This window comes from Billgrantia aerodenitrificans (assembly GCF_021404405.1).
Classification (GTDB): domain Bacteria; phylum Pseudomonadota; class Gammaproteobacteria; order Pseudomonadales; family Halomonadaceae; genus Halomonas; species Halomonas aerodenitrificans.
In genome coordinates this window covers 88,531-114,131 of record NZ_JABFTV010000006.1, presented here as the reverse complement: position 1 = coordinate 114,131, position 25,601 = coordinate 88,531, and the positions used below count along the sequence as shown (strand labels likewise).

The 25,601-nt window shown below is 64.6% G+C and carries 24 protein-coding genes; 19 read left to right on the top strand and 5 right to left on the bottom strand.

The features are described 5' to 3' along the window. Positions 1-3 precede the first annotated feature (3 nt). Genes HOP59_RS12635 through HOP59_RS12620 form a run of 4 tightly spaced genes read left to right on the top strand, consistent with a single transcriptional unit; the run spans position 4 to position 3,697 of the window. Positions 4-1,125 carry a beta-ketoacyl-ACP synthase III gene (locus HOP59_RS12635; RefSeq protein ID WP_234254171.1) on the top strand — a complete coding sequence of 374 codons (1,122 nt, stop codon included), beginning with the start codon at positions 4-6 and terminating at the stop codon, positions 1,123-1,125. A 37-nt stretch (positions 1,126-1,162) separates the two neighbouring features. Continuing rightward, positions 1,163-1,981 carry an MlaA family lipoprotein gene (locus HOP59_RS12630; protein WP_010627902.1) on the top strand — a complete coding sequence of 273 codons (819 nt, stop codon included), beginning with the start codon at positions 1,163-1,165 and terminating at the stop codon, positions 1,979-1,981. 11 nt (positions 1,982-1,992) lie between these two features. Continuing rightward, positions 1,993-3,198 (top strand): PP2C family protein-serine/threonine phosphatase, encoded by a 1,206-nt coding sequence (locus HOP59_RS12625; protein ID WP_234254170.1) that lies wholly within the window; start codon positions 1,993-1,995, stop codon positions 3,196-3,198. Next, positions 3,185-3,697 (top strand): STAS domain-containing protein, encoded by a 513-nt coding sequence (locus HOP59_RS12620; protein WP_234254169.1) that lies wholly within the window; start codon positions 3,185-3,187, stop codon positions 3,695-3,697. Before HOP59_RS12625 ends, HOP59_RS12620 begins: the two co-directional genes overlap by 14 nt. 104 nt (positions 3,698-3,801) lie before the next feature. Here HOP59_RS12620 and tal read toward each other — a convergent pair whose 3' ends face one another. After that, positions 3,802-4,740, bottom strand: a complete 939-nt coding sequence (gene tal / locus HOP59_RS12615) for a transaldolase (RefSeq protein WP_234254168.1) — start codon at positions 4,738-4,740, stop codon at positions 3,802-3,804. Between the two features lie 31 nt (positions 4,741-4,771). Next, a complete protein-coding gene (locus HOP59_RS23610; protein ID WP_234254167.1) occupies positions 4,772-6,445 on the bottom strand; it encodes a methyl-accepting chemotaxis protein in 1,674 nt (557 codons plus the stop codon). Positions 6,446-6,603: 158 nt separating this feature from the next. Here HOP59_RS23610 and HOP59_RS12605 point away from each other — a divergent pair, with 158 nt between their 5' ends. The 8 genes from HOP59_RS12605 to HOP59_RS12570 all read left to right on the top strand — a co-directional run bounded on the left by HOP59_RS12605 (position 6,604) and on the right by HOP59_RS12570 (position 14,164). Continuing rightward, positions 6,604-7,788, top strand: a complete 1,185-nt coding sequence (locus HOP59_RS12605) for a multidrug effflux MFS transporter (protein ID WP_234254166.1) — start codon at positions 6,604-6,606, stop codon at positions 7,786-7,788. After that, a complete protein-coding gene (locus HOP59_RS12600; protein WP_010627908.1) occupies positions 7,781-8,515 on the top strand; it encodes a sulfite exporter TauE/SafE family protein in 735 nt (244 codons plus the stop codon). The genes HOP59_RS12605 and HOP59_RS12600 overlap by 8 nt, the downstream gene beginning before the upstream one ends. Positions 8,516-8,652: 137 nt before the next feature. After that, positions 8,653-9,669, top strand: a complete 1,017-nt coding sequence (locus HOP59_RS12595) for a substrate-binding domain-containing protein (protein WP_010627909.1) — start codon at positions 8,653-8,655, stop codon at positions 9,667-9,669. A 72-nt stretch (positions 9,670-9,741) separates the two neighbouring features. Next, positions 9,742-11,112, top strand: coding sequence for a phosphate ABC transporter permease subunit PstC (pstC, locus tag HOP59_RS12590; protein ID WP_191223851.1), 1,371 nt, complete (start codon positions 9,742-9,744; stop codon positions 11,110-11,112). 6 nt (positions 11,113-11,118) lie between these two features. Further along, the gene (pstA, locus tag HOP59_RS12585) at positions 11,119-12,489 is read left to right on the top strand and encodes a phosphate ABC transporter permease PstA (protein ID WP_234254165.1); all 1,371 of its coding nucleotides are present in this window, start codon (positions 11,119-11,121) and stop codon (positions 12,487-12,489) included. Between the two features lie 2 nt (positions 12,490-12,491). Further along, positions 12,492-13,304 carry a phosphate ABC transporter ATP-binding protein PstB gene (gene pstB, locus HOP59_RS12580; RefSeq protein WP_010627912.1) on the top strand — a complete coding sequence of 271 codons (813 nt, stop codon included), beginning with the start codon at positions 12,492-12,494 and terminating at the stop codon, positions 13,302-13,304. 19 nt (positions 13,305-13,323) lie between these two features. Continuing rightward, positions 13,324-13,743 carry an arsenate reductase ArsC gene (locus HOP59_RS12575; RefSeq protein WP_234254164.1) on the top strand — a complete coding sequence of 140 codons (420 nt, stop codon included), beginning with the start codon at positions 13,324-13,326 and terminating at the stop codon, positions 13,741-13,743. A gap of 67 nt (positions 13,744-13,810) precedes the next feature. Further along, positions 13,811-14,164: a metalloregulator ArsR/SmtB family transcription factor gene (locus HOP59_RS12570; protein WP_422676436.1), complete on the top strand. Its 354-nt coding sequence runs from the start codon at positions 13,811-13,813 to the stop codon at positions 14,162-14,164. 38 nt (positions 14,165-14,202) lie between these two features. Here HOP59_RS12570 and HOP59_RS12565 read toward each other — a convergent pair whose 3' ends face one another. Beyond that, a complete protein-coding gene (locus tag HOP59_RS12565; protein ID WP_234254162.1) occupies positions 14,203-15,405 on the bottom strand; it encodes an MFS transporter in 1,203 nt (400 codons plus the stop codon). 57 nt (positions 15,406-15,462) lie between these two features. Continuing rightward, positions 15,463-16,539 (bottom strand): ACR3 family arsenite efflux transporter, encoded by a 1,077-nt coding sequence (gene arsB / locus HOP59_RS12560; RefSeq protein WP_234254161.1) that lies wholly within the window; start codon positions 16,537-16,539, stop codon positions 15,463-15,465. A gap of 131 nt (positions 16,540-16,670) precedes the next feature. On the opposite strand from arsB, the gene HOP59_RS12555 reads away from it, so the two are divergent. Both HOP59_RS12555 and HOP59_RS12550 read left to right on the top strand, forming a co-directional pair. Further along, positions 16,671-17,285, top strand: coding sequence for an ABC transporter ATP-binding protein (locus tag HOP59_RS12555; RefSeq protein ID WP_234254160.1), 615 nt, complete (start codon positions 16,671-16,673; stop codon positions 17,283-17,285). Next, entirely contained in the window at positions 17,282-18,085 is an 804-nt protein-coding gene (locus HOP59_RS12550) for an ABC transporter permease (RefSeq protein ID WP_234254159.1), read from the top strand. Before HOP59_RS12555 ends, HOP59_RS12550 begins: the two co-directional genes overlap by 4 nt. An 82-nt stretch (positions 18,086-18,167) precedes the next feature. On the opposite strand, the gene HOP59_RS12545 is transcribed toward HOP59_RS12550, so the two are convergent. Next, entirely contained in the window at positions 18,168-19,355 is a 1,188-nt protein-coding gene (locus HOP59_RS12545) for an acetyl-CoA C-acyltransferase (protein ID WP_234254158.1), read from the bottom strand. Between the two features lie 181 nt (positions 19,356-19,536). Here HOP59_RS12545 and HOP59_RS12540 point away from each other — a divergent pair, with 181 nt between their 5' ends. From HOP59_RS12540 to HOP59_RS12520, 5 genes are all read left to right on the top strand, one after another. Further along, positions 19,537-20,142 (top strand): TetR/AcrR family transcriptional regulator, encoded by a 606-nt coding sequence (locus HOP59_RS12540; protein WP_035590879.1) that lies wholly within the window; start codon positions 19,537-19,539, stop codon positions 20,140-20,142. Between the two features lie 202 nt (positions 20,143-20,344). Further along, positions 20,345-22,012, top strand: a complete 1,668-nt coding sequence (locus tag HOP59_RS12535) for an AMP-binding protein (RefSeq protein WP_010627921.1) — start codon at positions 20,345-20,347, stop codon at positions 22,010-22,012. Between the two features lie 16 nt (positions 22,013-22,028). After that, the gene (locus HOP59_RS12530; RefSeq protein WP_234254157.1) at positions 22,029-22,796 is read left to right on the top strand and encodes an SDR family NAD(P)-dependent oxidoreductase; all 768 of its coding nucleotides are present in this window, start codon (positions 22,029-22,031) and stop codon (positions 22,794-22,796) included. A gap of 81 nt (positions 22,797-22,877) precedes the next feature. Continuing rightward, positions 22,878-23,330, top strand: a complete 453-nt coding sequence (locus HOP59_RS12525) for a MarR family winged helix-turn-helix transcriptional regulator (RefSeq protein WP_234254156.1) — start codon at positions 22,878-22,880, stop codon at positions 23,328-23,330. A gap of 381 nt (positions 23,331-23,711) precedes the next feature. After that, complete coding sequence (locus HOP59_RS12520) at positions 23,712-25,523, top strand: acyl-CoA dehydrogenase C-terminal domain-containing protein (RefSeq protein ID WP_234254155.1); 1,812 nt, start codon at positions 23,712-23,714, stop codon at positions 25,521-25,523. Positions 25,524-25,601 lie beyond the last annotated feature (78 nt).

Sequence of the window (25,601 nt, the reverse complement as noted above, 5' to 3'; positions counted from 1 at the left end):
CTGATGACAGACGTCGTGATTACCGGTACGGGACTCTTCACGCCGGAGCACGCCATCGACAACGATGCGCTGGTCGCCTCGTTCAATGCCTGGGTGGATATCGAGAACGAACGCCATGCCGCCGCCATCGCGGCCGGCGAGCGCGAACCGCTGGCATATTCGAGCAGCGAGTTCATCGTCAAGGCGTCGGGGATCCACAGCCGCTACGTGCTGGATGCCGAGGGCATTCTCGACCCCGAACGCATGCGCCCGCGTCTGCCTCAGCGCAGCAACGACGAACCCTCCATCCAGTGCGAGATGGGGCTTGTCGCCGCACGTCAGGCTCTCGCCGCCGCCGGCGTCGAAGCCGGCGACATCGACATGGTGATCGTTGCCTGTTCCAACCTGGAGCGCCCCTATCCGGCGGTGGCGGTGGAACTGCAGGCGGCCCTGGGCACCACCGGGCATGCCTTCGACATGAACGTGGCCTGCAGCTCGGCGACCTTTGCCATCGATCTGGCGGCAGGTGCCATTCGCGGCGGCAACGTCCGGCGTGCCCTGGTGGTCAATCCCGAGATCTGCTCGGCCCACCTCAACTTTCGCGACCGCGACAGCCACTTCATCTTCGGCGATGCCTGTACCGCCATCGTGCTGGAGAACGCCGCACTGGCCACTGCCGAGCGCCGCTTCGAGATCCTCGGGACCCGCCTGGTCACGCGCTTCTCCAATGCCATTCGCAACAATGCCGGCTTCCTCAATCGGGTCACCGACAGCGACCCCCTGGCCAGCGACAAGCTGTTCGTACAGGAAGGGCGGCGGGTGTTCAAGGAGGTCTGCCCCATGGTGGCGGCCATGATCAGCGACCATCTGGCCAGCCTCGACCTGACCGGTGGCGATCTCTCGCGCCTGTGGCTGCACCAGGCCAATCACCACATGAACGACCTGATCGCCCGGCGGGTGCTGGGGCACGATCCCGAACCCGGGCAGGCGCCGATCATCCTCGATCGCTATGCCAATACCAGCTCCGCCGGTTCGATCATTGCCTTCCATCTGCACCGTGACGACCTGGCCTCGGGCGACATAGGGGTGGTCTGCTCGTTCGGCGCCGGGTACAGTGCCGGCTGCGTGGTGGTGCGTCGGCTGTGACGCACCCCTCTACGAGAACCTTGAGGAGACGTAGCCGATGGTCGTGAAGCAGACCGGCTTTTTTACCCGGGCCCTGGTCGCCATGTCGCTGTTGGCCATGCTGGCGGGCTGTGCCGGACGGGTGGCGGTGGAGGATCGCCATCCCGACGACCCCTGGGAGGGCTTCAATCGCAGGGTCTTCACCTTCAACGAGGCGGTCGACCGGGCTGTACTGCGGCCGGTGGCGCGCGGCTATCGCACCGTCACGCCTCAGCCGGTGCAGACCGGGGTCGGCAACTTCTTCTCCAACCTCGGCGAGATCCGCACCGCACTCAACAGCCTGCTGCAGGGCAAGCCGGCCAATGCCGGTCTCGCTACCTCGCGCTTCGTGATCAACTCCACGGTGGGTATCGCCGGTCTGTGGGACTTCGCCACCCACATGGGCATCACCGTACAGGACGAGGATTTCGGCCAGACCCTGGGCGTCTGGGGGGTATCGGAAGGGCCCTATCTGGTCCTGCCATTCCTTGGCCCCAGCACGGTAAGGGATACCGCCGGCCTGCCGCTGGATACGGTGACCTATCCGCTCTATTACGTGGAAGATGACAAGGTACGTTATGGCCTGACCGCGCTGCGTGTCGTCGACGTGCGCGCAGGCTTCCTCGATCAAGAAGAGTTGATCCGGGGGGATCGCTATGTCTTCATACGTGATGCTTACCTGCAGCGTAGACGCTTCGAAGTCAGCGACGGCGAGTTGGGCGACGATCCCTTCGCCAGCGATGAGTTCGACTTCGATTTCGATGACGCCGACTTCGATGATGCCTTCGACGACGCCTTCGAAGAACCCGAGGGCGACGATGCCGACTTCGCCGATTGAGGTCTGAGCCGATGGATCTACCCAAGCCGTTGATTGGCGTTCTCGACGAGCCCGGTGCCTACCGCGACGCGCTGGCGGAAACCATCGCCCGTGATGGTCTGGCAGTGTTCGCCGCCGAGCGCCTCGAGGATCTGCCCAAGGAGACGGTGTTGGTGGTGGCCCATGCTCAGGCGATTCCCAGTCTGGCTTGGTCGAGCCTGACGGAGCGCCTGCCCACCGTGGTGGTGAGCGACTCGCGGCTCGATGCCGATCTGCTGACCGCCGTCGACGTGGGGTTGGTGGATTACGTGGTCGAGCCGATGCGTCATGGGCAGCTGCTGCGGCGCATGATCCGCAAGGCGATCGAGCTGCGGCGGCTGGAGGACCAGCGCAAGCATGACCGCGAACGACTCGCCCAGCTCAACGCGCATCTGGAAGAGTTGAACGAGAGCCTGGAGACGCACCTGGCACTGCTGCGACTCGACCAGCAGGCCGGTGGGCACATTCAGCGCAAGCTGCTGCCGCCTCACCCGCAGACCATCGAAGGGGTGACCTGCGATTACTGGCTGATTCCCTCGCTCTACCTGTCGGGAGATTTTCTCGATTTCCAGCGTCTGGACGATCGTCACATTCTTTTCTATTTTGCCGACGTGTCCGGTCACGGTGCCTCTTCCGCCTTCGTCACCGTGCTGCTCAAGTATCTGTTCAACCGCTGGTTGGCGGCCTGGGAGGCGGGCCAGCCGGCAGAGATGCCGGCGCGTTGGCTGGCGTCGCTCAACCGGGAATTGTTGGACACCGGGATCGGCAAACACGCCACCCTGTTCGTTGGTGTCATTGACCGGCAGACCCGCGAGCTTCACTATTCGCTTGGCGCCCAGCTGCCGAAGCCGCTGTTGGTGGCCGACGGGGCGGTGAGCGAGCTGCCCGGTGAAGGTATGCCGGTTGGCCTGTTTCCCGACGTGGAGTATCCACGTTTGACGTATACGCTACCGTCGAACTTCCGGTTATGGTTGTGTTCGGATGGAATACTGGAGTGCCTGCCGGGCGAAACGCTCGACACGCGGCTCAGGGAACTCGAGCAACGTGTTTTGAACTGTGCGACGTTGGAGCGGCTTCGCGACAGCCTGATGCTGGACACTCCCCGCGACATCGATGCCGAAGGGGATGGCGGCGGACAGGAACTGCCCGATGACCTGACGATCATGATGTTGAGCGGATTTGGTAATGATCACGAATGAAGGCCGCGTCAAGGCGGCGTTCGACTCTGGTGTCTTCGTGCTCAAGCTGTGCGGCGACGTACGCTTGACGCTCTGCGCGACCCTCGACAGTCAGGCCCAGCAGCTGGCCCGAACGCCTGGGTTGCAGTCGCTGATAATCGACCTGCGCGAGGCCACCAACGTGGACTCCACCGCCCTGGGCTTCCTGGCCAAGGTCGCCATGGCGGTCAAGGATCACATCCTCTACAAGCCCACCATCGTGGTGGACAACCCCGATGTGCAGCGCATGCTCGAAGTGATGGGCTTTGCCCAGTTCTTCGCCATGGTGAAAGCGCCGCTGACCGAGACCTGTGAGCTGTGCGACCTGCCTGAAATACCCGCCGACATGGAAGAGATGCGTCAGCGTATCCTGGAAGCGCACCGCATCCTGATGCGCATGAACGAGCACAACCGGGAAGAGTTCCAGCCGCTGGTGGAAATGCTGGAGGCTCAGGAGACCTCACACTCCCACAAGGATTGAGCCCAGGGGCCACCCAGACAGGAGCCAAGCCCCAGAGGGAGCCGCTTGCGGCCGACATGGCGTCGTTGCCATGCCAACCGCACCCATCCTCGTCAGGCTGCTGCTCAGCCCTGACGCAGCTCTCCCAGCAGTTTCTCCAACTTGCGCTGATCGTCGGCGAACTTGCGAATCCCCTCGGCCAGTTTCTCTGTGGCCATGGCGTCTTCGTTCATCGCCCAGCGGTACTCGGCTTCGTCCTGAGGCTCGGGCGGCGACGTCTCGGCGTCGACCGGCGTCAGGCGGCGCTCGAGCCGGTCTTGGCTCTCTGCCAGTTCGCTGAGCAGGGCAGGGGAGATGGTCAGGCGGTCGCAGCCGGCAAGGGCCAGGATCTCACCGGTATTGCGGAAGCTGGCACCCATCACGATGGTCTTGTAGCCATGCCCCTTGTAGTGCTCGTAGATGCGCTTGACCGACTTCACTCCGGGGTCGTTGTCGCCGCTGAAGTCGGCATCCGGCCACTTGTTGCGATTCCAGTCGAGGATGCGGCCGACGAACGGCGAGACCAGTGTTACGCCGGCGTCGGCGCAGGCCTGGGCCTGGGCGAAGCTGAACAGCAGGGTCAGATTGCAGTGGATACCCTCGCGCTCCAGCTGACGGGCGGCGCGAATGCCCTCCCAGGTCGAGGCGATCTTGATCAGGATGCGCTCAGGGCCGATGCCGTGGCGGTCGTAACGTTCGATCAGCGAGTGCGCGCGGGCCAGAGTCGCCTCGGTATCGAAGGATAGTCGTGCGCTGACTTCGGTGGAGACGTAGCCGGGCACGAGACCGCTGATCTCGCTGCCGATCTCCACTGCCACGGCATCCAGCGCATCGTCGATGTCGGTGGCCTGCCGGGCGATCTCTGCCAGCCGCTCGCGTCGGCCCTCATGCTGGGCTGCCTGCAGGATCAAGGAAGGATTGGTGGTCGCATCGGTGGGCGTGAAGCGTTGGATAGCCTCGATATCGCCGGTGTCGGCCACGACGGTACTCATCGTCTTGAGTTGGGTAAGCAGGTCCTCGGCCATGGAACTCTCTTCGTTGGCGTGATGGTTTACGTCACTTTAGCAAGGCAACGCTGCTTTCTGTACCCCGCAGGTGGGGTGGAGCACCGATGACACGAGGCTGCCAGACATCGGCATGAAGGACAGGCTCGGACTCTGTCAGACTTTCCTGGGCTGCAGTGATGCGAAAGCGGCCGGCGTGGGCCTGCATGTGCTCGGCCTTCTCGCGCAGTGCGTGGGCACTTTGGCTGGAGTGAGCCACCAACTGCTGATTGTCCTGGGTGACCCTGGTCATGTCGTCCATGGCCTGGTTGAGCTGCGCGATGCCGTCATGCTGCTGCTGTGACGCGCGTTCGATGTCTGCCATCAGTCGGTTGACTTCGTCGATTGCCTGCACGATCTCCGTCATGCCCTGATTGGCGTGGCTCGAGAGTTCGTTACCGCGCCGAGTGCTGTCGCGGGAGGCGCCGAGCAGGTCGCGAATCCGGTGGGCGGCCTCGGCACTGCGAGAGGCCAGCGAGCGCACCTCGCCGGCAACGACGCCGAAGCCACGGCCCTGGTCGCCGGCCCGGGCGGCCTCCACCGATGCATTGAGCGCCAGGATGTTGGTCTGGAAAGCGATCGAGTCGATCAGGTCGACGATCGCGTTGACTTGGGTCGCGTGCTCGTGGATCTCTTCCATCGTCCTGATGAAGCGCTGCATCACGACTTCTCCCTGCTGCGCCTTGTCGAGAGCAGTATTGGCCAGTGTTCTGACCTGGTTGGCGCTTTCGGCATTGTTCGCCACGTTGTCGGTCAGCTCACGCAGGTGCGAGGCGGTCTTTTCGAGGGCCGCGCCCTGCTGGCGAGTACGTACGGCAAGCGACTGGTTGCTCTGCGCCAACCGCTCGGCGCTGTCGAGGACGTGATGGCTGGTGCCATGCAGATGGCTAACCGTCTCTACCAGCGATTGCTGCATGCCCGAAAGTTCGTGGAAGAGCTGACTGATCTCCTTGAAGCCGCTGGCCACGACAGGCTCGGTCAGGTTGCCCTTGGCGATGGTGCGGAAATGGACCACGACGTTCTGCAGCGGGGTAAGAACGCAGCGCTGACCCAGCCAGGCCATGAGAACCAGGACGACGAGGGTCAGAGCGAGACCGGAGGTCAGCAGCCAGGTGAACAGTTGGGCCTGACCTTCCGCATGGTGCAGCAGCGCCACACCCTGTTGGTCGGCCAAGGCATAGAAGTGCCGCGCGCTCTCGGTCAGGGCTTGGCTGTTATCCACGGCTTCCAGGGTCAACTGCCGGTAGGCGCTGCGATCGCCTGCTCGTATGGCCATGAGCTGTTGCTGCATCGTTTCGATCAGCCTCATGGCGTCAGCGTCGAGGGTATCGCGCAAGGCGCCATGCGGCGTAGAGCGTGTAGCTTCGAGGAAGGAAGTAAGGCTAGTCGTCATTTCTTCGAGTTCGGCTTCTATCGCTTGCAGAGCCGCCAACGGGTCACCCAGGGAGGGGCGCAGCTGTCGCTCCAGGGCGCGGTCCATGCGATTGAGCCCCTCGAGGCTGGCGATATGCATGCGGTTGAGCGTCGAGGCCTGCTCTACGTTGATCCGTTCGAGCGCGGTAAGGTCGAGCCGGCTCTGCTGCATCACTTTCCAGGTCAGCGAAGCGAAAGCCAGCAGCAGCAGGGTTACCAGGCCCAGCATGACAAGGCTGGCTCGACGGATGGAGAGGTTCTGAAGGCGCGTCACTTGGTGCTCCCTGAAGGCGTCTGATCGAATTCAGGGAAAGGGTAAAGCGCTAATATTGCATTTCATGACAAAGGCGGCTTCGTTTCGAGGCGATCTTCCCCAAGCATGCTAGTATCATTAGCGACCTATCTTTTACCAGACATGCATATGGAGCAGCCTTGACCCTGACGCCTGGACGAGTCTCCCTGCTGGTTGCCATCAATACCGCGCTGGCGCCCTTTGCCATCGATGCCTATCTGCCGGCCATGGGCGTACTGGCGGCCAGCATCGGGGCCAGCATTCACCATACCGAGCTTTCCATCAGCGTGTTCCTGGCCGGTTTCGCCATCGGCCAGCTGCTGTTCGGGCCGGTATCCGACCGGCTGGGACGCAAGCCGGTGCTGCTGTCCGGGCTGGTAGTGTTCCTGCTGGCCAGCCTGATGCTGGCCACGGTTGGTTCGTTGACGGAGCTGCTGGCGTGGCGTTTCGTGCAGGCGCTGGGAGGCGGGGCCTGTGTGGTCAACTCGGCGGCCATCGTGCGCGACTGCTTCAGTGGACGACAGGCGGCCAGCGTCATTTCCACCATGGCCATGATCATGATGCTGGCGCCATTGGTGGCGCCGCTATTCGGTAGCGCCATGCTGTATCTGTCAGGCTGGCGCGTGATCTTCGTCTTCCTGGCGGGCTACGCAGCCTTTCTGCTGTGGCTGATGTCCACCAGGCTGCCCGAGACGCGGGACCCCAATCACCCCGTGGCTTCGTTCCCCCAGGTGTTGCGTAACTACGCCAGTGTGATACGCCATCGGGAAGGGCTGGGTTACATCTGCGCGGTGTCGGCCTCGTTCGGTGGCCTGTTCGCCTTCGTCACCGCGTCGCCCTTCGTCTATATGGAGCACTTCGGTCTGTCGCCCGCCACTTATCCCTTCGTGCTGGGGGCCAACGTGATCTTCATCGCGCTTTCCAATCGGCTCAACATCCACCTGCTGAAGTCCCGCACGCCGTTGCAGAATCTCTATCTGGGGCTCGCCATTCAGATGCTGGCGGCGAGTGGCCTGGTGATGGCTGTAATGACCGGGATGGCCTCGCTGCCGGTGGTCGTGGCTCTGGTGATGCTCTATTCGGGCATGATCGGGCTGATTTCGCCCAATGCCATGGCATTGCTGCTGGATCACTTCGGCCACATGAGCGCCACCGCCACGGCGCTGATGGGGGCGGCCAAGTTCGGTTCCGCGGCGCTGGCAGGGGTGATGGTGGGGGCCTTCGAGATCGAGAACCTGTGGCCCATGGTGCTGACCATGCTGGTGGCCTCGCTGTTCGGCAACGTCATGCTGTCTCGGCTGGCCGGACGCCCCGTGCATGCCTGACGCTTTCCTTCTTTGGCTCGACATGGCGCCGATCACCTGGCTTGGCTGTGCCCTGGTATTGGCGCTTGGGGCCTTCGTCCAGCGTGCCACAGGCTTCGGCCTGGCGGTGGTCGGCGCGCCGCTGCTGCTGATGCTCGAGCCGCGTCTGGTACCGGTGATACTGGTGCTGTTCGGCTTCACCGTGTCGTTGATGACGGTGCGTCATTACCGTCACGAGGTGCAGATCGGTGAGATCGGCATGGCGCTGATCGGGCGCCTTCCCGGCAATGCCCTGGGCCTGTGGCTGCTGCTCGCCGCCCCCATGGTGCTGTTGGAAAAGCTGATTGCCTTCAGCGTGCTGTTCGCCGTGGCGGTTACGCTGTTTCGTTTCCGCCTGCCGGTCAACCGAGCGAGCCTGTTCGGTGCCGGCGTGGTCTCGGGTATCTTCGGCACCGTGGCGGCCATCGGCGGGCCGCCCATGGTGCTGCTGATGCACGGCCTATCGCCGGATCGGCTGCGTGGCAATCTGGCGGCCTTCTTCATCATCACCTCCAGCCTGACGCTGGTGACTCTGGCGCTGGCCGGTCAGGTACGTCTGTGGCATCTGGGGCTGGCGCTCACCTTTTTGCCGGCGGTGCTGGCCGGCAACGCCCTGGCTGATCGTATCGCCCACAAGCTAGACCGGCGTCGCCTGCAGGGCGCTTCACTCGCCTTGTGTACGCTAGCGGCAGTGGGGCTGCTGCTGTAATTCGTTACGTTCCGTTCACGTGTCATCTTTCTGCAATCAAGCATCTCCAGAATCTCTCTTGCGAATGGCCCTCGGGCCAAGACGACACTGCCAGGCCGTGGGGTCTGTCGGATCAAAACGCAGAGAGGATCGTGAAGATGAGCTTCAAGAAGAGCACGCTGAGCATGGCGATCGCCGCTTCCCTTGCCGCCGGTCTGTCGACCGCCGCCCAGGCCCGTGACACCATCCAGATCGCCGGTTCCTCCACCGTGCTGCCCTTTGCCAGCATCGTTGCCGAGGAGTTCGGTGGCTCCTTCCCGCAGTTCAACACCCCGGTGGTCGGTTCCGGAGGTTCCGGCGGCGGTCTGCGCCAGTTCTGTCAGGGCGTCGGCGAGAACACCATCGACATCGCCAACTCCTCCCGGGCCATCCGCTCTGGCGAGCTCGAGAACTGCGCCGCCAATGGCGTCAACGACGTGCTCGAGGTCATGTTCGGCTATGACGGCATCGTCTTCGCATCGCGCGCCGACCGCGGTGAGTTCGCCCTGACCCCGCAGCACGTCTTTGCCGCTGCCGCCGCCCAGATTCCTCAGGACGGCCAACTGGTCGCCAACCCCTATACCCGTTGGTCCGAGATCGACAGCAACCTGCCCGATCAGGAGATCGTGCTGGTCATCCCGGCCTCCAACCACGGCACCCGTGAAGTCTTCGAAGAGAAGGTGCTGCACGCCGGCTGCGACAGCTACGCCGAGATCGAGGGCGATGCCTGTAACAACCTGCGCGGCGACGGTCGCATCATCGAGATCGCCGGTGACTACACCGAGACCCTGGCGCGTCTGGACGCCCAGGCCGATGCTGTGGGCGTGTTCGGTCTGAGCTTCTACGACCAGAACCGCGACCGCCTGCAGGTGGCTACCGTCGACGGCGTTACGCCGAGCCTGGAGACCATCGGCTCCGGCGAGTATCCGGTGTCGCGTCCGCTGTTCTTCTATGTCAAGGGTGAGCATCTCGACGTGATTCCCGGCCTGGCCGAGTACACCGAGTTCTTCCTCAGCGATGCCATCTCCGGCTTCGGTAGCCCGCTGGAAGACGCCGGTCTGATACCGATGGATGACGACGAACGTGCCCAGGCGCTGGAGCAGTTCCAGGCGCGCACCGTGGTCTCCGCCGAGTAAGAGGGTTGCAGTAACGGGGAGCGGTAGCCGCCGCTCCCCGACTCGGACTCAAGAGCGCGAGATGGAGAGACGATGAATCTTGTCTTGATCGCTACCGTGTTGATCGTGATGGCCATGGCCTATCAGGTCGGGCTGTCCCGCAGTAGGGCGGTAGCAGACGGTGGGGTGCGGCTGCATTCCCGCCCCGGATATTACGGCGTGCTGGTCGCCCTCTGGTGTGGGCTGCCGGCACTGCTGCTTTTTGGCGTCTGGCTACTGCTGCAGGATGCCATCGTCGAGGTGCTGGTCGTTCAGCAATTACCGGCTGAGCTTGCCGCATTGAGTGAGCGTGAGATGCAGGTGCTGCTGCGTCGCATCGGGGCGCTGGCCTCGGGGCAGGGCGTGAGCGGTGAGGTGCAGGCCTACGAGGTTGCCGCCGCTCAGCAGATGGCTCGCCTCGAAAGCATGGGGCGGCTGGCCATGATCGCGGCCATGGCCGTGCTGGCCGTCGTCGGCCTGGTCACGGCGCAGCGGCGTGTCTCGCCGCAGCTTCGTGCGCGCAACCAAGTCGAACGGGTGATAACGGCACTGCTGGCGCTGAGTTCCGGCGTCGCCATCCTGACCACGGTGGGTATCGTGCTGTCGCTGGTGGGCGAGGCGCTCCACTTCTTCCGCTACATCAGCCCTGCGGAGTTCTTCTTCGGTACCGTATGGAACCCCCGCTTCAGCACCTCCGGGGTAGGCCAGCAGGGCGAGTTCGGGCTGTTGCCGCTGCTGTGGGGTACGCTCATGGTCAGCGCCATTGCGCTGCTGGTGGCGATACCCCTGGGGCTGATGACGGCCATCTACATGGCGGAGTACGCACCGCCGTGGCTGCGCAACGTGGCCAAGCCGATCATCGAGGTGCTGGCTGGTATTCCGACCATCGTATACGGCTTCTTCGCCCTGATCGTGATCGGCCCGTTCCTGTCCGGGCTGGGCGACATGCTGGGAATCGGCATTCGTGCCACCAGCGCGCTGACGGCGGGCCTGGTGATGGGGATCATGATCATTCCCTTCGTCTCTTCGCTCTCCGACGACATCATCACCCAGGTGCCGAAATCGCTGCGCGACGGCGCCCTGGGGCTCGGTGCTACCAAGTCGGAGATGATTCGTCAAGTCGTGCTGCCCGCCGCGCTGCCGGGCATCGTCGGTGCTTTTCTGCTGGCTGCCAGTCGCGCCATCGGCGAGACCATGATCGTGGTGTTGGCTGCCGGCAACAACCCGGTGCTGCATGCCAATCCTTTTGAGGCTATCTCCACCATCACCGTGACCATCGTCAACCAGTTGACCGGCGACATGGACTTCTCCAGCCCGCAGTCGCTGGTGGCGTTCGCGCTTGGTCTTACGCTGTTCGTCATCACTCTGGGGCTCAATGTGATCGCCCTGGTGGTGGTACGTAAATACCGTCAGCAATATGAGTGACGCCCTGTGACCGCTACCAATTTCGACATTGCCGATACCAGACGCCGCGCACGGCTCGATACCATCCAGCGTTCACTGAACGCCCGACATGCCCGCGAGCGTCGCTTCAGGTTCATGGGGCTGGCTGCCGTCGTCACCGGCCTGGTGCTGGTGGCGATTCTGTTCACCAGCATTCTGGCACGCGGGCTGCCGGCCTTCTGGCAGGCCACCCTCTATCTCGACGTCTACCTCGACCCCGAGGTCATCCAGGTAGACGAGCGGCCGGTGCGCGAGACAGGGGAGAGCCCGGCCCAGTTTCGTGAGCGCGAACTCGCCTGGTTGAATCAGCTTGGCCTGGTCAACTGGAATGCGCTGATCGACGAGGCGCTCAAGGCCCACCTGCCGGGAGAGATCGAGTCGCGCCAGGCGCGTGACCTGCGCGCCCTGGTGGCCACCGGTGAGCGCTTCGCGCTGCGCGAGCGGGTGGTCGCGAACCCCGAACTGATCGGACAGACCATCAATATCAAGATGCTGGCCAGCGCCAACGTGGACGTCTGGCTGAAGGGGAACATCGACCGTAACCTTCCGGATCACCGCCAGCAGCTGAGCGCCCAGACCCGCGAGTGGGCGGATCATCTGGAAGCGCAGGGAGTGATTCGCAACGCCTTCAGCACGGCGCTGTTCCTCAATACCGATTCGCGCAGCTCGCCAGCCTCGGCGGGTCTGGCCGGTGCCTTCATGGGCTCGCTGTTCATGATGCTGATCGTCATCGCATTGTCGATACCGCTGGGGGTGGCCAGTGCCATTTACCTAGAGGAGTTCGCGCCCAGGAACCGCCTGACCGATCTCATCGAGATCAACATCAACAACCTGGCGGCAGTGCCTTCGATCATCTTTGGCCTGCTGGGGGCGGCGATCTTCATCGGCTATCTACGTCTGCCGCTTTCCGCGCCGCTGGTGGGCGGTCTGGTGCTGACGCTGATGACGCTGCCCACCATCATCATTGCCACGCGAGCGGCGCTGCGCTCGATTCCGCCCTCGATCCGCCAGGCGGCGCTGGGCATCGGTGCTTCGCGGGTGCAGACGGTGTTCCATCACGTACTGCCCCTGGCGCTGCCGGGCATCCTCACCGGCTCGATCCTGGGCGTGGCTCAGGCGCTGGGGGAAACGGCACCGCTGCTGCTCATCGGCATGAATGCCTTCGTCGCCAACGTGCCCAGTTCGCCCGTGGACCAGGCCACGGCGCTGCCGGTGCAGATCTACTTGTGGCAGGGCAACGAACTACGCAACTTCTTCGAGGCGCGCACCTCGGCGGCCATCATCGTGCTGCTGGGCTTGATGCTGAGCCTCAATGCGACGGCCATCTGGCTGCGCAAGAAATTCGAGACGAGGTGGTAACCATGACTGTATCCGTCACCGTACCCACGGCCATGAACAAGCGCACTGCCCAGGCAGCCAACGTCAAGATGAGCGCCCGCGGCGTCAAGGTATTCTACGGCGAGAACGAGGCGCTGCACGGTATCGATCTAGATATCATGGAGCATGAGGTGGTGGCCTTTATCGGCCCCTCGGGCTGCGGCAAGTCGACCTTCCTGCGCTGCCTGAACCGCATGAACGATACCATTGCGGGGAGTCGCGTCGAGGGCCAGGTGACCCTCGACGGCAACGACATCTACGACCCCTCGCTCGACGTGGTGCTGCTGCGTGCCCAGGTTGGGATCGTGTTCCAGAAGCCCAACCCCTTCCCCAAATCGATCTACGAGAACATCGCCTACGGCCCTCGCCTGCACGGCCTGGCCCGGCGGCGTGCCGAACTCGATGATATCGTCGAGAGCAGCCTGCGCCGTGCCGGGCTGTGGGACGAAGTGAAGGATCGCCTGGATCAGCCTGGCACCAGTCTCTCCGGAGGGCAGCAGCAGCGTCTGTGCATTGCGCGCACCATTGCGGTGAGCCCTGAGGTGATCCTGATGGACGAGCCCTGCTCAGCCCTCGATCCCATCGCCACGGGCAAGATCGAGCAGCTCATCGATGAGCTGAGCGAGAGCTACACCATCGTCATGGTGACCCACAACATGCAGCAGGCGGCGCGGGTGGCGCACAAGACGGCCTTCTTCCACCTCGGCGACCTGGTCGAGGTAGGCGATACCGACGACATCTTCACCAATCCGCGCGAACAGCGCACCCATGACTACATCACCGGACGTTTCGGCTGATCGAGGTGAGGTGAGTACAGTGAAACCGTATCGGGTTCTCTTTCTCTGCAACGCCAACTCCGCCCGTTCGTTGATGGGCGAGGCGCTGCTCAACCATATCGAAGGCGAGCGGATCGTCGCCTTCAGTGCCGGGGTCGAGCCCGATCGACCCCATGAACTCACGCTCGAAGCGCTTCACCATCTGGGTATCGGCACCGAAGGGCTGGCCAGCGAGCCGCTGGAGCGCTATGCCGGAGAGTATTTCGATTCGGTTATCGTGCTGTGTGAGAAAGCCCAGCAGAGCTGCCGTGAGTGGCCGGGACAGGCCGGTGAGGTGGTCTTCTGGGACATTCCCGACCCGCGCCTCAGCGAGGACCCCAACGCGTACCGCAAGACGCTACGGGAGATTCGTGGGCGCCTTCAGCTGTGGGTGGATGCCAAGCTGCGCAAGCTGGGTTGATTCGCCTGCACGGACGGACCACCACTTGGTTAGAATGGGGCTCCGTCCTTGCCGCTGGAGACTGCCGGTGCCCGAGCTGGATCCCGTTCGCCTCTTCAAATGTCTTGCCGACGAGACCCGTTTGACCCTGACCCTACTGATTCGTGAGGAAGGGGAACTGTGCGTCTGCGAAATGACCCATGCTCTGCAAGAGTCCCAGCCCAAGGTCTCGCGGCACCTGGCGCAGCTGCGGACCTGTGGGTTGCTCAGCGATCGCCGTGAAGGCCAGTGGGTCTACTACCGCATATCCGATGAGCTTCCGGGCTGGGTGGCCCAGGTGCTGGCGGCGGCGGAGAAAGGAGAGGCGCCGCGTCTGGTCGAGCTACAGCAGCGCCTGCAGGGTATGGGCAATCGGCCCGAGCGGCGCGCCGCCCTCTGCTAGGTTGTGAGCTCAAGCTCTGACGAAAAGTGCGGACGACCTCACGCCTGTCTCGCCGGTGCCGGTTCCGCCGAACCGCTTACGCCACGCAGCGCCCACAAGCCGAGAATCGGTCCCGGCAACAGCCACCACAGTACCCACAGCTCCTGCAGCGACCACAGCGTAGTGGTCAGCGAGATGGCGGGAATGGTGAGCGCGAAGCCGATGGCATTCATTACCGCCAGCGTGGAGCCGACCCGCTCGCGTGGGGCGGCCGCTGCTGCCAGTGCCGAGAACTGCGGCGAGTCGGCGATCACCGTGAGTCCCCAGAAGAACAGCAGCGCCAACAGCAGGCCCGGCGGGGCCCAGGCCAGCAGCGGATAGGCCAGGCATAGCATGCCGGAGGCCGTCAGCGCCCAACGCGCCACCCACAGGCTGCCCAAATGGCGGCTCACCGCACCGCCCCCTACGCAGCCCACCAGCCCCAGCGCAATGATGCCGAAGGAGAGCCAGGCCACCAGATCGGTGGAGGCCATGAGCCGTTCGACTTCGCGCATGACCAGAAAGGGTGTCAGCATCCAGAAGGCGTAGAGTTCCCAGCAGTGGCCGAAGTAACCGCCGGCCACGGCGCGAAAGCGTTTCACCCCCAGCGCGGCGAGCCCCTCGGAAAGCCGCGCCTTGCCCGCGGAAGGCGGCAGGTGCGGGCCGTCGCCCAGCCGCAGCACCATGGCGCCCCCCAGCAGGGCCAGCAGCGAGGCGCCCAGCAGTGGCCACTCCCACGGCATGCCCAGGGTGCTGCCACGCAGCAAGTGGGGTAGGGCGGTGCCCAGGGTGAGCATACCCACCAGCCAGGAGAGCGCCGCCCCGGTGTGCTTGGGCGTCCAGCCGATCACCAGCTTCATGCCCAGCGGATAGATACCGGCCAGGCATAGCCCGGTGGCGAAGCGCAGCAGCACCGCCAGCGGAAACTGGGTAGCCGCCAGCACGAAGGCAGCGTTGACCAGCGCGCCCGCCAAGCAGGAGGCGGCGAAGATGCGACTGGCGCGAAAGCGGTCAGCCAGGCCGGTGGCGGCGATGAACAGGGTGCCGCAGATGAAGCCCGCCTGCACGGCGAGTGTCAGCCTGCCGAGATCGACCTCTGAGAAGCCGAGATCCCGCGACAGCGAGAGCCCCACGCCGTTGACGGAGAACCACAGCGAGGTGCCGCACAGCTGGGCAAGCACGATGACGGTAAGCGCATGGCGCTGCAGTGAGGTGGCATTCATCCACGCATACTCACCGCGCCCATTCGGTGAGGCAAGCCGTCATTCGTCTTGGTGGGGTCATGCCCCGGCAGCGGCGAACCTGTGTCGGGTACGGTTGGCGATGCGCACCAGAGCCAGCATCAACGGCACCTCCACCAGTACCCCCACCACCGTGGCCAACGCTGCGCCGGACTGCAGGCCAAACAGCGCGATGGCCACCGCCACCGCCAGCTCGAAGAAGTTGCTGGCGCCGATCATGGCCCCGGGAGCGGCCACGTTGTGCGGTACCTTCCAGGCCTTGGCCCAGCCATAGGCGATGTAGAAGATCAGAAAGGTCTGCACGATCAGCGGAATGGCGATCAGCACGATGTGAAGCGGGTTGGCGAGAATCACGTCACCCTGGAAGGCGAAAAGCAGTATCAGGGTGACGATCAGGCCGATGGGAGTGATCGGCCCGATCCGCTTCATGAAGACGTTGTCATACCACGCACTGCCGCGCCGGGCGATCAGGAGGCGGCGCGTGAGATAGCCCGCCGTGAGCGGGATGACGATGTAGAGGAAGACCGACAGCGCCACGGTATCCCATGGCACCTGGATATTGGAAACGCCCAGCAGCAGCACCACGATGGGAGCGAAGGCGAACAGCATGATCAGATCGTTGAGCGAGACCTGCACCAGGGTGTAGGCGGCGTCGCCGCGGGTCAGGGTGCTCCAGACGAAGACCATGGCAGTGCAGGGTGCGGCGCCCAGCAGGATCGCCCCGGCCAGGTACTGCTGAGCCAGCGGCTCGGGGATCCAGGGCCGGAACAGTACCATCAGGAAGAGCCAGGCGATGGCGAACATGGTGAAGGGCTTGATCAGCCAATTCACCGTGGTGGTGATGACCAGCCCCTTGGGCTGGCGGCGAACGCCGAGCACCGCGGCGAAATCGATCTGGGCCATCATCGGAAAGATCATGGCCCAGATCAGAATGGCCACCGGAATCGATACCTGGGCGACCTCGAATTGCGCCAACGTCTCGGGTACGGCCGGGGCGAACTGGCCAAGCAGTACGCCCGCGACGATGGCCAGCGCCACCCACACGGAGAGAAAGCGCTCGAAGCGTCCCATGCCTTCGGCAGTGGAGGGCGCCTGGGTGAGAGTGTCGTTGGGCATGTGTGGCTCCTGCGCGAGAAGGGCTTGGCGAAAGATATATGGTTTTCCATATATGAGCAACGCCGGCCGGCATGTCGAAGCCGGCGCCTGCGCTGTTATGATTCAGCCAATACCGATGATGAGGAAGCGATTTGGGCTCGACCGAACCTCTGCGGCTCGTTGGCGTCGGCATCGGCGCGCTGAGCGATATCGATCTCGGGATAGCGCCCGGCGAGATCGGCTGCATTTCCGGTGCCAGCGGCTCGGGCAAGAGCCGGCTGCTGCGCGCCGTGACCGATCTCGAGCCTCACGCCGGCGAGGTGTGGCTGGGCGAGCAGGCCCAGTCGCAAATGCCGGGGCATGTCTGGCGTCGCCGGGTGATGCTGGTGCCGGCCGAGAGCCACTGGTGGGAGGATCGGGTGGGGGAGCATTTCGCCAAGCGCCCCGCAGAGAGAGAGCTTCAGGCGCTGGGCTTCACCCCCGATACCCTGGAGTGGCAGGTGAGCCGACTCTCCACCGGCGAGAAGCAGCGCCTCGGACTGCTGCGGGCGGTGAGCCTCGAGCCGCAGGTGCTGCTGCTCGACGAGCCGACCGCCAACCTGGATGACGCCACCAGCGCGCGGGTGGAGGCCTGGCTGGTCGAGCGCATTCGCTCCCGCGGCTGGCCGACCCTGTGGGTGGCCCACGACCGCGCGCAGATCGCCCGGGTGGCCAGCCATCACTGGAGGATTGCCGGAGCGCGGCTCGAGGAGTTGGAGCCCGCATGAACGTGATCGAGCTCTCCTGGTGGCAGCTGGCGCTGGCGGCACTGATGGTGATGGGGCTTGCCGGCTGCACCGCCGCCATGCGCCTGGGCATGAGTCGCAGCCTGCTGATTGCGGCGCTGCGGACCGTCATTCAGCTGGCGCTGGTGGGCCTGGTACTGGAGGCGCTGTTCGCCGCCGAACGGCTGGTATGGGTGGTGCTGATGGCACTGGTGATGCTGCTGATCGCCGGGCGTGAGGTGATGGCGCGGCAGAAACGCCGACTGCTGGGCGGCTGGGCCTTCGGCATCGGCACGCTGTCGATGTTTCTCTCCTCGTTCACCGTGGCCGTGCTGACGCTGACCGTGATCATCGGCCCCGAGCCCTGGTATCTGCCGCAGTACGCCATTCCGCTGCTGGGCATGCTGCTGGGCAACACCATGACCGGCGTGGCCCTGGCGCTGGACCGGTTGACCGACAGCGCCTGGCGTCAGCGCGGCGTGATCGAGAACCGGCTGATGCTGGGACAGCCCTGGCAGGAAGCGATCGGCGACATTCGTCGCGAGGCGATGCGCAGCGGGCTGATGCCGATGATCAATGCCATGGCCGCGGCCGGGGTGGTCAGCCTGCCGGGCATGATGACCGGCCAGATACTCGCCGGCACCGCGCCGGGCCTGGCGGTGAAGTACCAGATCCTGATCATGTTCGCGATCACGCTGGGCACCGGCTTCGGCACCCTGGCGGCCGTTTCGGCGGGCAGCCGCCGGCTGTTCGACTCCCGCGAGCGGCTGCGGCTTGACAGGCTCTCGACGCCACGCTCTTGACCCAACCCCTGCACATGAAAACGCCCGCCTTCGTAGAGAAGGCGGGCGTCGTTCAGGCAGCGCTCGATCGGTCGATGAGGTGCTAATCCACGAGTTCGATGGCCACTGCGGTGGCCTCGCCGCCGCCGATGCACAGGCTGGCGATGCCGCGCTTGCCGCCCTTGGTGCGCAGGGCGTGGATCAGGGTGGCGATAATGCGCGAACCGGTGGAGCCGATGGGGTGGCCCTGGGCGCAGGCGCCGCCGAAGACGTTGACCTTGTCGTGCGGGATGTCGAGTCCGTCCATGGCCAGCAGCGTGACCACGGCGAAGGCCTCGTTGATCTCGAACAGGTCGACGTCGGCCACGCCCCAGCCCAGCTTTTTCATCAGCTTGTCGATGGCGCCCACCGGGGCGATGGTGAACTCGCTGGGGTGCTGGGAGTGGGTGCTGTGATCCAGCATGCGCGCCAGCGGCTTGCTGCCGAGCCTGTCTGCCGCGGCCTGGCTGGCCAGGATCAGCGCCGAGGCGCCGTCGGAGATGGAGCTGGAGTTGGCCGCGGTGATGGTCCCGTCCTTGGCGAAGGCGGGGCGCAGCTGGCGAATCTTGTCGAGCTTGGCCTGGAACGGCTGCTCGTCGTGCTCGACCACGCTTTCGCCCTGACGGCTGGTGACGGTGACCGGGGCCATCTCGGCCGCGAGGTGGCCGGCATTGGTGGCCGCCATGGCCCGCTCCAGCGAGGCGATGGCGAAGTCGTCCAGACGCTCGCGGGAGTAGTCGCGCTGGCTGGCGATGTCCTGGGCGAACACGCCCATCAGCTTGCCGGTTTCGGCGTCTTCCAGGCCGTCGAGGAACATGTGATCCTTCAGCTCGCCATGGCCCAGACGGTAGCCGGTGCGCGCCTTGGTCAGCACGTGGGGGGCGTTGGACATCGATTCCATGCCGCCGGCCAGGATCACCTCGCCGCTGCCGGCACGGATCAGGTCGTGGGCCAGCATGGCGGCCTTCATGCCTGAGCCGCACAGCTTGTTGATGGTGGTGGCGCCGATGCCGTCGGGAATGCCGGCCTGGCGCATGGCCTGGCGAGCCGGACCCTGCTTGACGCCACCCGGCAGCACGCAGCCCATGATGCCTTCATCGATGCTGCCGGCCTCGATACCGGCACGCTCGATGGCGGCACGAATCGCCGTGGCGGCGAGTTCGGGTGCCGTGAGACTGGCCAGACTGCCCAGCATGCCGCCCATGGGCGTGCGGGTGGCGGAAAGAAAGACGATGTCGTGCGGGCTGCTCATGGTGGCGGTCTCCTGGTATTCCTGGATGATTTGTCATTGTCGCGAGCCGGCCTGGCGCCATGGCCGTCTCTTGCATGTATTCTCACGTTCTCGCAGCGCCGTCTCGACGCTAGTCGCGTTGACCTCTTTGCGCTGCTGTGTTCTTCTCAAGATCAACCAAGCAAGCGCTAGTGTAAACCCGATGAATGTCGTTAACGAGTCCCCACGCCGTAAGGAATTGACCCGTCTGGCCGCGCAATTGTTCGTCCAGGAGGGGTTCGACCGTACCACGGTGCGCATGCTGGCCCAGGAGATGGGCATCAAGTCCGGCAGTCTGTTCCATCATTTCCGCGACAAGCAGGAGATCCTTGCCGCCGTCATCGAGGAGGGCACCCAGAACGCCCTGGCTCTGGCGCGTCAGGCGCTGGAAGAGTGCGGCGACTCGGCCGACGAACGGCTGCATGCCATGGCCAGGGCGCATCTGCAGACGCTGCTTACCGACCGCAACGCCCATGTCGTCGCGCTCTACGAGTGGCGGCGGCTGGATGCCGCATCACGGGACCATCTCAGCCACTTGCGCGATGCCTACGAAGAGCTGTGGGAGCGGGTCATCGACGAGGCCCTGGAGGCCGGTCTGATACACGGCGACCGCTTTCTCGTCTCGCGCTTCGTCATGGGGGCGCTGAACTGGACGGTGCGCTGGTACGACCCCGAAGGCGCACGCAAACCCGAAGATCTGGCCCATGAGCTGGTCGCGATGATCACCACCTCAGCCCACACCCCGCCTGGGCAGTCGACCAAGGTCTAGCCCATACCCCTAATTCGAGGGGTTGCCCCGCCTTGAGTTTGCTTCTAGCTTGTACCTAGCGCTTGCTAGGTTGACGCTTACGTCAACTGCATCTAAGCAGAAGAGATCCAAACGGAATGGAACGGCGAACCGGCCTCGACACTGGCGCAGTGTCGAGGCGGAGCTTCAACAACAAGCACAATCAGGCACAAGAGGGCAGTCAATGAGCACGCAATCGCTTCCTGAGTATCCCGCCTTTATGGAGCGCTTCTCCATCGACGAGGTCATCGCGCGTCTCGACGATCACGGCGATGGCAAGTTCAACGCTTTCGAATCCTGCTGCGGCCGCCACCTGCGCGCCGGCCGCGGTGAGGTTTTGGCGCTGGTGCATGAGGATACCCAGGGCAACGTCAATCGGCGTACCTATGCCGAGCTGGAAGCTGAGAGCGCCCGGCTCGCCGGCTGGTTCGCCGAGCGCGGTCTGGGCGTGGGTGACCGCATAGCCTGCATGCTGCCGCGTTCCCCCGAGCTGCTGGTAGCGGTACTGGCCACCTGGCGTATCGGGGCGGTCTATCAGCCGCTGTTCACCGCCTTCGGCCCCGATGCCGTGGATTACCGCCTGGGCCGGGCCGATACCAAGCTGGTGATCACCGATCATGCCAACCGCTTCAAGTTCGACGGTCTCTCCCAGTGTCCGCCGGTGCTGGCCGTAGGCGGACCGAGCGAAGGACACGACGGCGATCTCGACTGGGACGAGGCGCTGTCGCACTCGCCGATCCAGGCCAATCCGCCGCGGCTCTCGCCGGAGGCTCCGTTCCTGCAGATGTTCACCTCGGGCACCGTGGGCAAGCCCAAGGGGGTGGCGGTGCCGCTCTCCGGCATGCCGGCCTTCGCCCTTTACATGGAGCTGGCCATCGACCTGCGCGAGAGCGACCGCTTCTGGAACATGGCCGACCCCGGCTGGGCCTACGGGCTCTACTACGCCATTGCCGGGCCGCTGCTGCTGGGAGTGACCACGCATTTCTGCGAGGCTGGTTTCAGTGCCGAAGGGGCGCTCGACTTCATGCGCCGGCACCGCATCACCAACTTCGCTGCCGCCCCCACCGCCTATCGTCTGATGAAGGCCTCGGGGCTATTCGACAGCGCCCATGAAAGCCTAGAGCTGCGCGTGGCCAGCTCCGCCGGTGAGCCGCTCAACACCGAGGTGGTGACCTGGGTCGAGCGCTCGCTGGGCTGTCCGGTGATGGATCACTATGGCCAGACCGAGACCGGCATGACCTGCTGCAACCATCATGCGCTCGGGCATCCCAAGCACGTTGGGGCCATGGGCGTGCCCATGCCCGGCTATCGCCTGGCCATTCTCGACGCCGAGTACAACGAGCTGCCGCCGGGCGAGCCGGGCGTGCTGGCGGTGGACATCGAGCGCTCGCCGGCGCACTTTTTCCAGGGCTATACCTGGCAGGAGAAGCACCCCTTCGCCAAGGGCTACTACCTGACCGGCGACGTTGTGATCCGCAACGAGGACGGTACCTTCCAGTTCGCCGGGCGTGACGACGACATCATCACCACCGCCGGCTACCGTGTAGGTCCCACCGACGTGGAGAACACCGTGCTCACGCATCCGGCAGTGGCGGAGTCCGCCGCGGTGGGCCAGCCCGACGAGATTCGCGGCGAGATCATCAAGTCCTATGTGGTGCTGCGCGAGGGCTTCGAGGCCAGCGACGAACTGGCCGACGAGATTCGTCAGCGGGTGCGTGAGCGGCTCTCCACCCACGCCTTTCCGCGGGTGATCGAATTCGTCGAGGCCCTGCCCAAGACGCCCAGCGGCAAGATACAGCGCTTCAAGCTGCGCGCCGATGCCGCCGAAAAGGCGGAGGCAGCAGCCAAATGAACCGGGAGACAACCCAATGCAAGTGAAGGACCGTACCTTTCTGATCACCGGCGCCGCCTCCGGACTGGGGGCGGCCACCGCCGAGCGCCTGGTGACCGGCGGCGGCCGGGTGGTGCTCTGCGACCTCAGCGAGGCCGTCGAGGCCCACGCCGAAACGCTCGGCGAGGCCGCCCGCGTGGTACGCGGCGACGTGACCTCGGCGGCCGACATGCAGGCGGCGGTGGACGCCGCCGTCGCCCTGGGGGGCGATGCGGGTCTGGCCGGGGTGGTGCACTGCGCCGGCGTGGTCAGCGTGGCCAAGCTGGTCGACCGCGAAGGCAATCCGGCCGACCTCGACGCCTACGCGCGCACGGTGCAGATCAACCTGGTCGGCACCTTCAACGTAATGCGTCTGGCGGCTGCGGCCATGGCGAAAAATGCACCGAGCGAGGACGGCGAGCGCGGGGTAATCGTCAACACGGCCTCCATCGCCGCCTTCGACGGCCAGGTGGGGCAGTGCGCCTACAGCGCCTCCAAGGCCGGAGTGGTGGGCATGAGCCTGCCGGCGGCGCGCGAGCTGTCGCGCCATGGCATCCGCGTGATGGCCATTGCCCCCGGGGTGTTCCAGACGCCGATGATGAGCGAGATCCCTGACGAGGCCGCCAAGGCGCTGGCCGCCTCGGTGCCGTTTCCCAAGCGCCTGGGCCATCCCGGCGAGTTCGCCCGCCTGGCCGAGCAGATCATCACCAACGCCATGCTCAACGGGGAAGTGATTCGTCTCGACGGCGGCATTCGCATGCAGTGAGCGTTGGTAGCGCTGCCTTGGCAGGCCGCTTGCCGGCGCGTTAGCGTAGGTGCACGACAAGCCGTAACAGGAACGCCTGCCATGCCCAGCCAGGAGATCGGCACTGACCTCGAACTCGAGAGTCAGCTCTGTTTCACGCTGTACTCCACTTCGCTGTTGATGACCAAGTTCTACAAGCCCCTGCTCAAGGGGCTTGGCCTCACCTATCCGCAATATCTCGTTCTCCTCACCTTGTGGCAGCAGGATGGCCAGAGCGCCGGAGTCATAAGCCGGCGCCTGATGACCGATACCGGATCGCTGACCCCCGTGTTCAAGCGGCTTGAAGCCGAGGGCCTGCTGCGGCGGGTGCGCAACCGGCGCGATGAACGGGTCGTCGAACTGTTTCTCACCGAGCGGGGCAGGGCGTTACAGGCGCAGGCGCAGGAGATCCCCGGCTGCGTGGTCATGGCCAGCGGTCAGCCCCAGGAAGAGCTGGAGGAGCTGAAAGCACGGCTCGAGGCGCTGCGCGACAGGCTGTACGATGCCATGCCATGAGCCGGGCCTGAATGTGGGCCAAGGTAGAGCACTCCCGCGATTCCTGGGGGATTGCTGCTATTTTGATTGCGCGCAAGATATTTGTGCACATTGTTCTTGTGCAAATATTGATGGTGTGATTGTAAAACCCTTGGAATCGGCATCAGCTGCCGTGTCAGGCGTCTGGCACGGGCCGCTGGAAGTCCTGCATGCCGCTCATCCAGCCTCTTGTCCGAGCGAATAATGCGGGTGGGGCAGGCAGGTGGAAGAAAAGATTAAAACGAGCGCTTGACTCGGCGCCTTGCGCAGGCTAGTTTCAAACACATGTTTGAAAGCGGCCGCCGCTGCTTTCCCACACCCGGCTTCAGGCGACCTTCTGGCGACCTTTTGTGGAGAGTAGAGATGCCCGATTATCAGGCCCCCCTGCGTGACCTTCGTTTCGTGATGGACGAAATGCTGGACTATCCCGCTCATTACGCTCGTCTGCCGGGCGGTGAAGAGGCCACGCCTGATGTCGTGGCCGCCATTCTCGAAGAGGGCGCTCGCTTCGCCCGCGAGGTGCTGCTGCCGCTGAACCAGAGCGGCGATCAGGAGGGCTGTCTGCTCGAGGGCGGTGAGGTCAAGGCGCCGAAGGGCTTCAAGGAGGCCTATCAGCAGTACGTCGAAGGCGGCTGGCCGAGCCTGGCGGCGGAGCCCGCCCATGGCGGCCAGGGCTTGCCGCACTCGCTGGCCATGGTGCTCTCCGAGATGATCTGCGCCACCAACCTGGCCTGGGGCATGTATCCCGGCCTGTCTCACGGTGCTGCCGACGCGCTGCGCCATCATGGTACCGAGGAGCAGCAGGCCACCTACCTCACCAAGCTGGTGGAGGGCGTGTGGACCGGCACCATGTGTCTGACCGAGCCGCACTGCGGCACCGACCTGGGCCTGATCAAGACCCGCGCCGTGCCCACTGCCGACGGCGCCTACGAGATCACCGGCACCAAGATCTTCATCTCCGCCGGTGAGCACGACTTGGCCGAGAATATCGTCCATCTGGTGCTGGCCAAGCTGCCGGATGCCCCCGAGGGCTCCAAGGGCATCTCGCTGTTCGTGGTGCCCAAGTTCATGCCCGACGCCGGAGGCAATCCCGGCGAGCGCAACGGCGTGGCCTGTGGCTCGCTGGAGCACAAGATGGGTATCCACGGCAACGCCACCTGCGTGATGAACTTCGACGCCGCTCGTGGCTTCCTCGTCGGCCCGCCAAACAAGGGGCTGGCCTGCATGTTCACCATGATGAACGCTGCCCGCCTGGGCGTGGGCATCCAGGGCCTGGGCCTCACCGAGGCGAGCTTCCAGAACGCGCTGGCCTATGCCCGCGACCGTTTGCAGATGCGCGCACTCTCAGGTCCGCAGGCGCCCGAGAAGCCCGCCGACCCGATCATCGTGCATCCTGACGTGCGGCGCATGCTGCTGACTCAGAAGGCCTTCGCCGAAGGCGGCCGGATGCTGGTGCTCTACACCGCGCAGATGCTGGATGTCGTCGAGCACGGCCAGGACTCCGCCGAGCGCGAGCGTGCCGAGACCCTGCTCAGCCTGCTGACGCCGATCGTCAAGGCGTTCCTCACCGAGGTGGGCTTCGAAGCCACCAACGAGGGCGTACAGGTCTTCGGCGGTCACGGTTTCATCCAGGAGTGGGGCATGGAGCAGCTGGTGCGCGACTCCCGCATCACGCGCCTCTATGAAGGCACCACCGGCATCCAGGCCCTCGACCTACTGGGTCGCAAGGTGCTGATGAGCCAGGGCGAGAGCCTCAAGGTCTTCACCAAGGAGATTCACAAGTTCTGCAAAGGCGAAGAGGGCAACGCCGACATGGCCGAGTTCGTCGCGCCGCTGGCCAAGCTCAACGCCGAGTGGGGCGAGCTGACCATGGGCATCGGCATGAAAGCGATGAAAGACCGTGAGGAAGTCGGTGCGGCCAGCGTCGACTACCTGATGTACTCCGGCTACGTGACGCTTGCCTACCTCTTCGCCCGTGCCGCCAAGCAGGCTCAGCAAGCCATGGCGGGAGGCAGCGACGAAGCGGCCTTCTACCAGGCCAAGGTCAAGACCGCGCGCTTCTACTTCCAGCGCCTGTTGCCGCGCACCCGCGCCCACGCCCAGTGCATTCAGGCCGGCGCCGAGCCGCTGATGGCACTGTCGGCGGAGGAGTTCGGTCTCGGCTTCGAGATCTGATCGTTACCAGGCATCTCTCTCGGTCAGTGCGACTGATCGGTGTTTCGCGGCGGGCCTTGCCCGCCGCTTTTTTATTGT

What these genes read in the sequence shown, in the direction of transcription:
- HOP59_RS12635 (WP_234254171.1), top strand. Translation starts at nt 4, where the DNA reads ATGACAGACGTCGTGATTACCGGTACGGGACTCTTCACGCCGGAGCAC.
- HOP59_RS12630 (WP_010627902.1), top strand. Translation starts at nt 1,163, where the DNA reads ATGGTCGTGAAGCAGACCGGCTTTTTTACCCGGGCCCTGGTCGCCATG.
- HOP59_RS12625 (WP_234254170.1), top strand. Translation starts at nt 1,993, where the DNA reads ATGGATCTACCCAAGCCGTTGATTGGCGTTCTCGACGAGCCCGGTGCC.
- HOP59_RS12620 (WP_234254169.1), top strand. Translation starts at nt 3,185, where the DNA reads ATGATCACGAATGAAGGCCGCGTCAAGGCGGCGTTCGACTCTGGTGTC.
- tal (WP_234254168.1), bottom strand. Translation starts at nt 4,740, where the DNA reads ATGGCCGAGGACCTGCTTACCCAACTCAAGACGATGAGTACCGTCGTG.
- HOP59_RS12600 (WP_010627908.1), top strand. Translation starts at nt 7,781, where the DNA reads ATGCCTGACGCTTTCCTTCTTTGGCTCGACATGGCGCCGATCACCTGG.
- HOP59_RS12595 (WP_010627909.1), top strand. Translation starts at nt 8,653, where the DNA reads ATGAGCTTCAAGAAGAGCACGCTGAGCATGGCGATCGCCGCTTCCCTT.
- pstC (WP_191223851.1), top strand. Translation starts at nt 9,742, where the DNA reads ATGAATCTTGTCTTGATCGCTACCGTGTTGATCGTGATGGCCATGGCC.
- pstB (WP_010627912.1), top strand. Translation starts at nt 12,492, where the DNA reads ATGACTGTATCCGTCACCGTACCCACGGCCATGAACAAGCGCACTGCC.
- HOP59_RS12565 (WP_234254162.1), bottom strand. Translation starts at nt 15,405, where the DNA reads ATGAATGCCACCTCACTGCAGCGCCATGCGCTTACCGTCATCGTGCTT.
- arsB (WP_234254161.1), bottom strand. Translation starts at nt 16,539, where the DNA reads ATGCCCAACGACACTCTCACCCAGGCGCCCTCCACTGCCGAAGGCATG.
- HOP59_RS12550 (WP_234254159.1), top strand. Translation starts at nt 17,282, where the DNA reads ATGAACGTGATCGAGCTCTCCTGGTGGCAGCTGGCGCTGGCGGCACTG.
- HOP59_RS12545 (WP_234254158.1), bottom strand. Translation starts at nt 19,355, where the DNA reads ATGAGCAGCCCGCACGACATCGTCTTTCTTTCCGCCACCCGCACGCCC.
- HOP59_RS12540 (WP_035590879.1), top strand. Translation starts at nt 19,537, where the DNA reads ATGAATGTCGTTAACGAGTCCCCACGCCGTAAGGAATTGACCCGTCTG.
- HOP59_RS12535 (WP_010627921.1), top strand. Translation starts at nt 20,345, where the DNA reads ATGAGCACGCAATCGCTTCCTGAGTATCCCGCCTTTATGGAGCGCTTC.
- HOP59_RS12530 (WP_234254157.1), top strand. Translation starts at nt 22,029, where the DNA reads ATGCAAGTGAAGGACCGTACCTTTCTGATCACCGGCGCCGCCTCCGGA.
- HOP59_RS12525 (WP_234254156.1), top strand. Translation starts at nt 22,878, where the DNA reads ATGCCCAGCCAGGAGATCGGCACTGACCTCGAACTCGAGAGTCAGCTC.
- HOP59_RS12520 (WP_234254155.1), top strand. Translation starts at nt 23,712, where the DNA reads ATGCCCGATTATCAGGCCCCCCTGCGTGACCTTCGTTTCGTGATGGAC.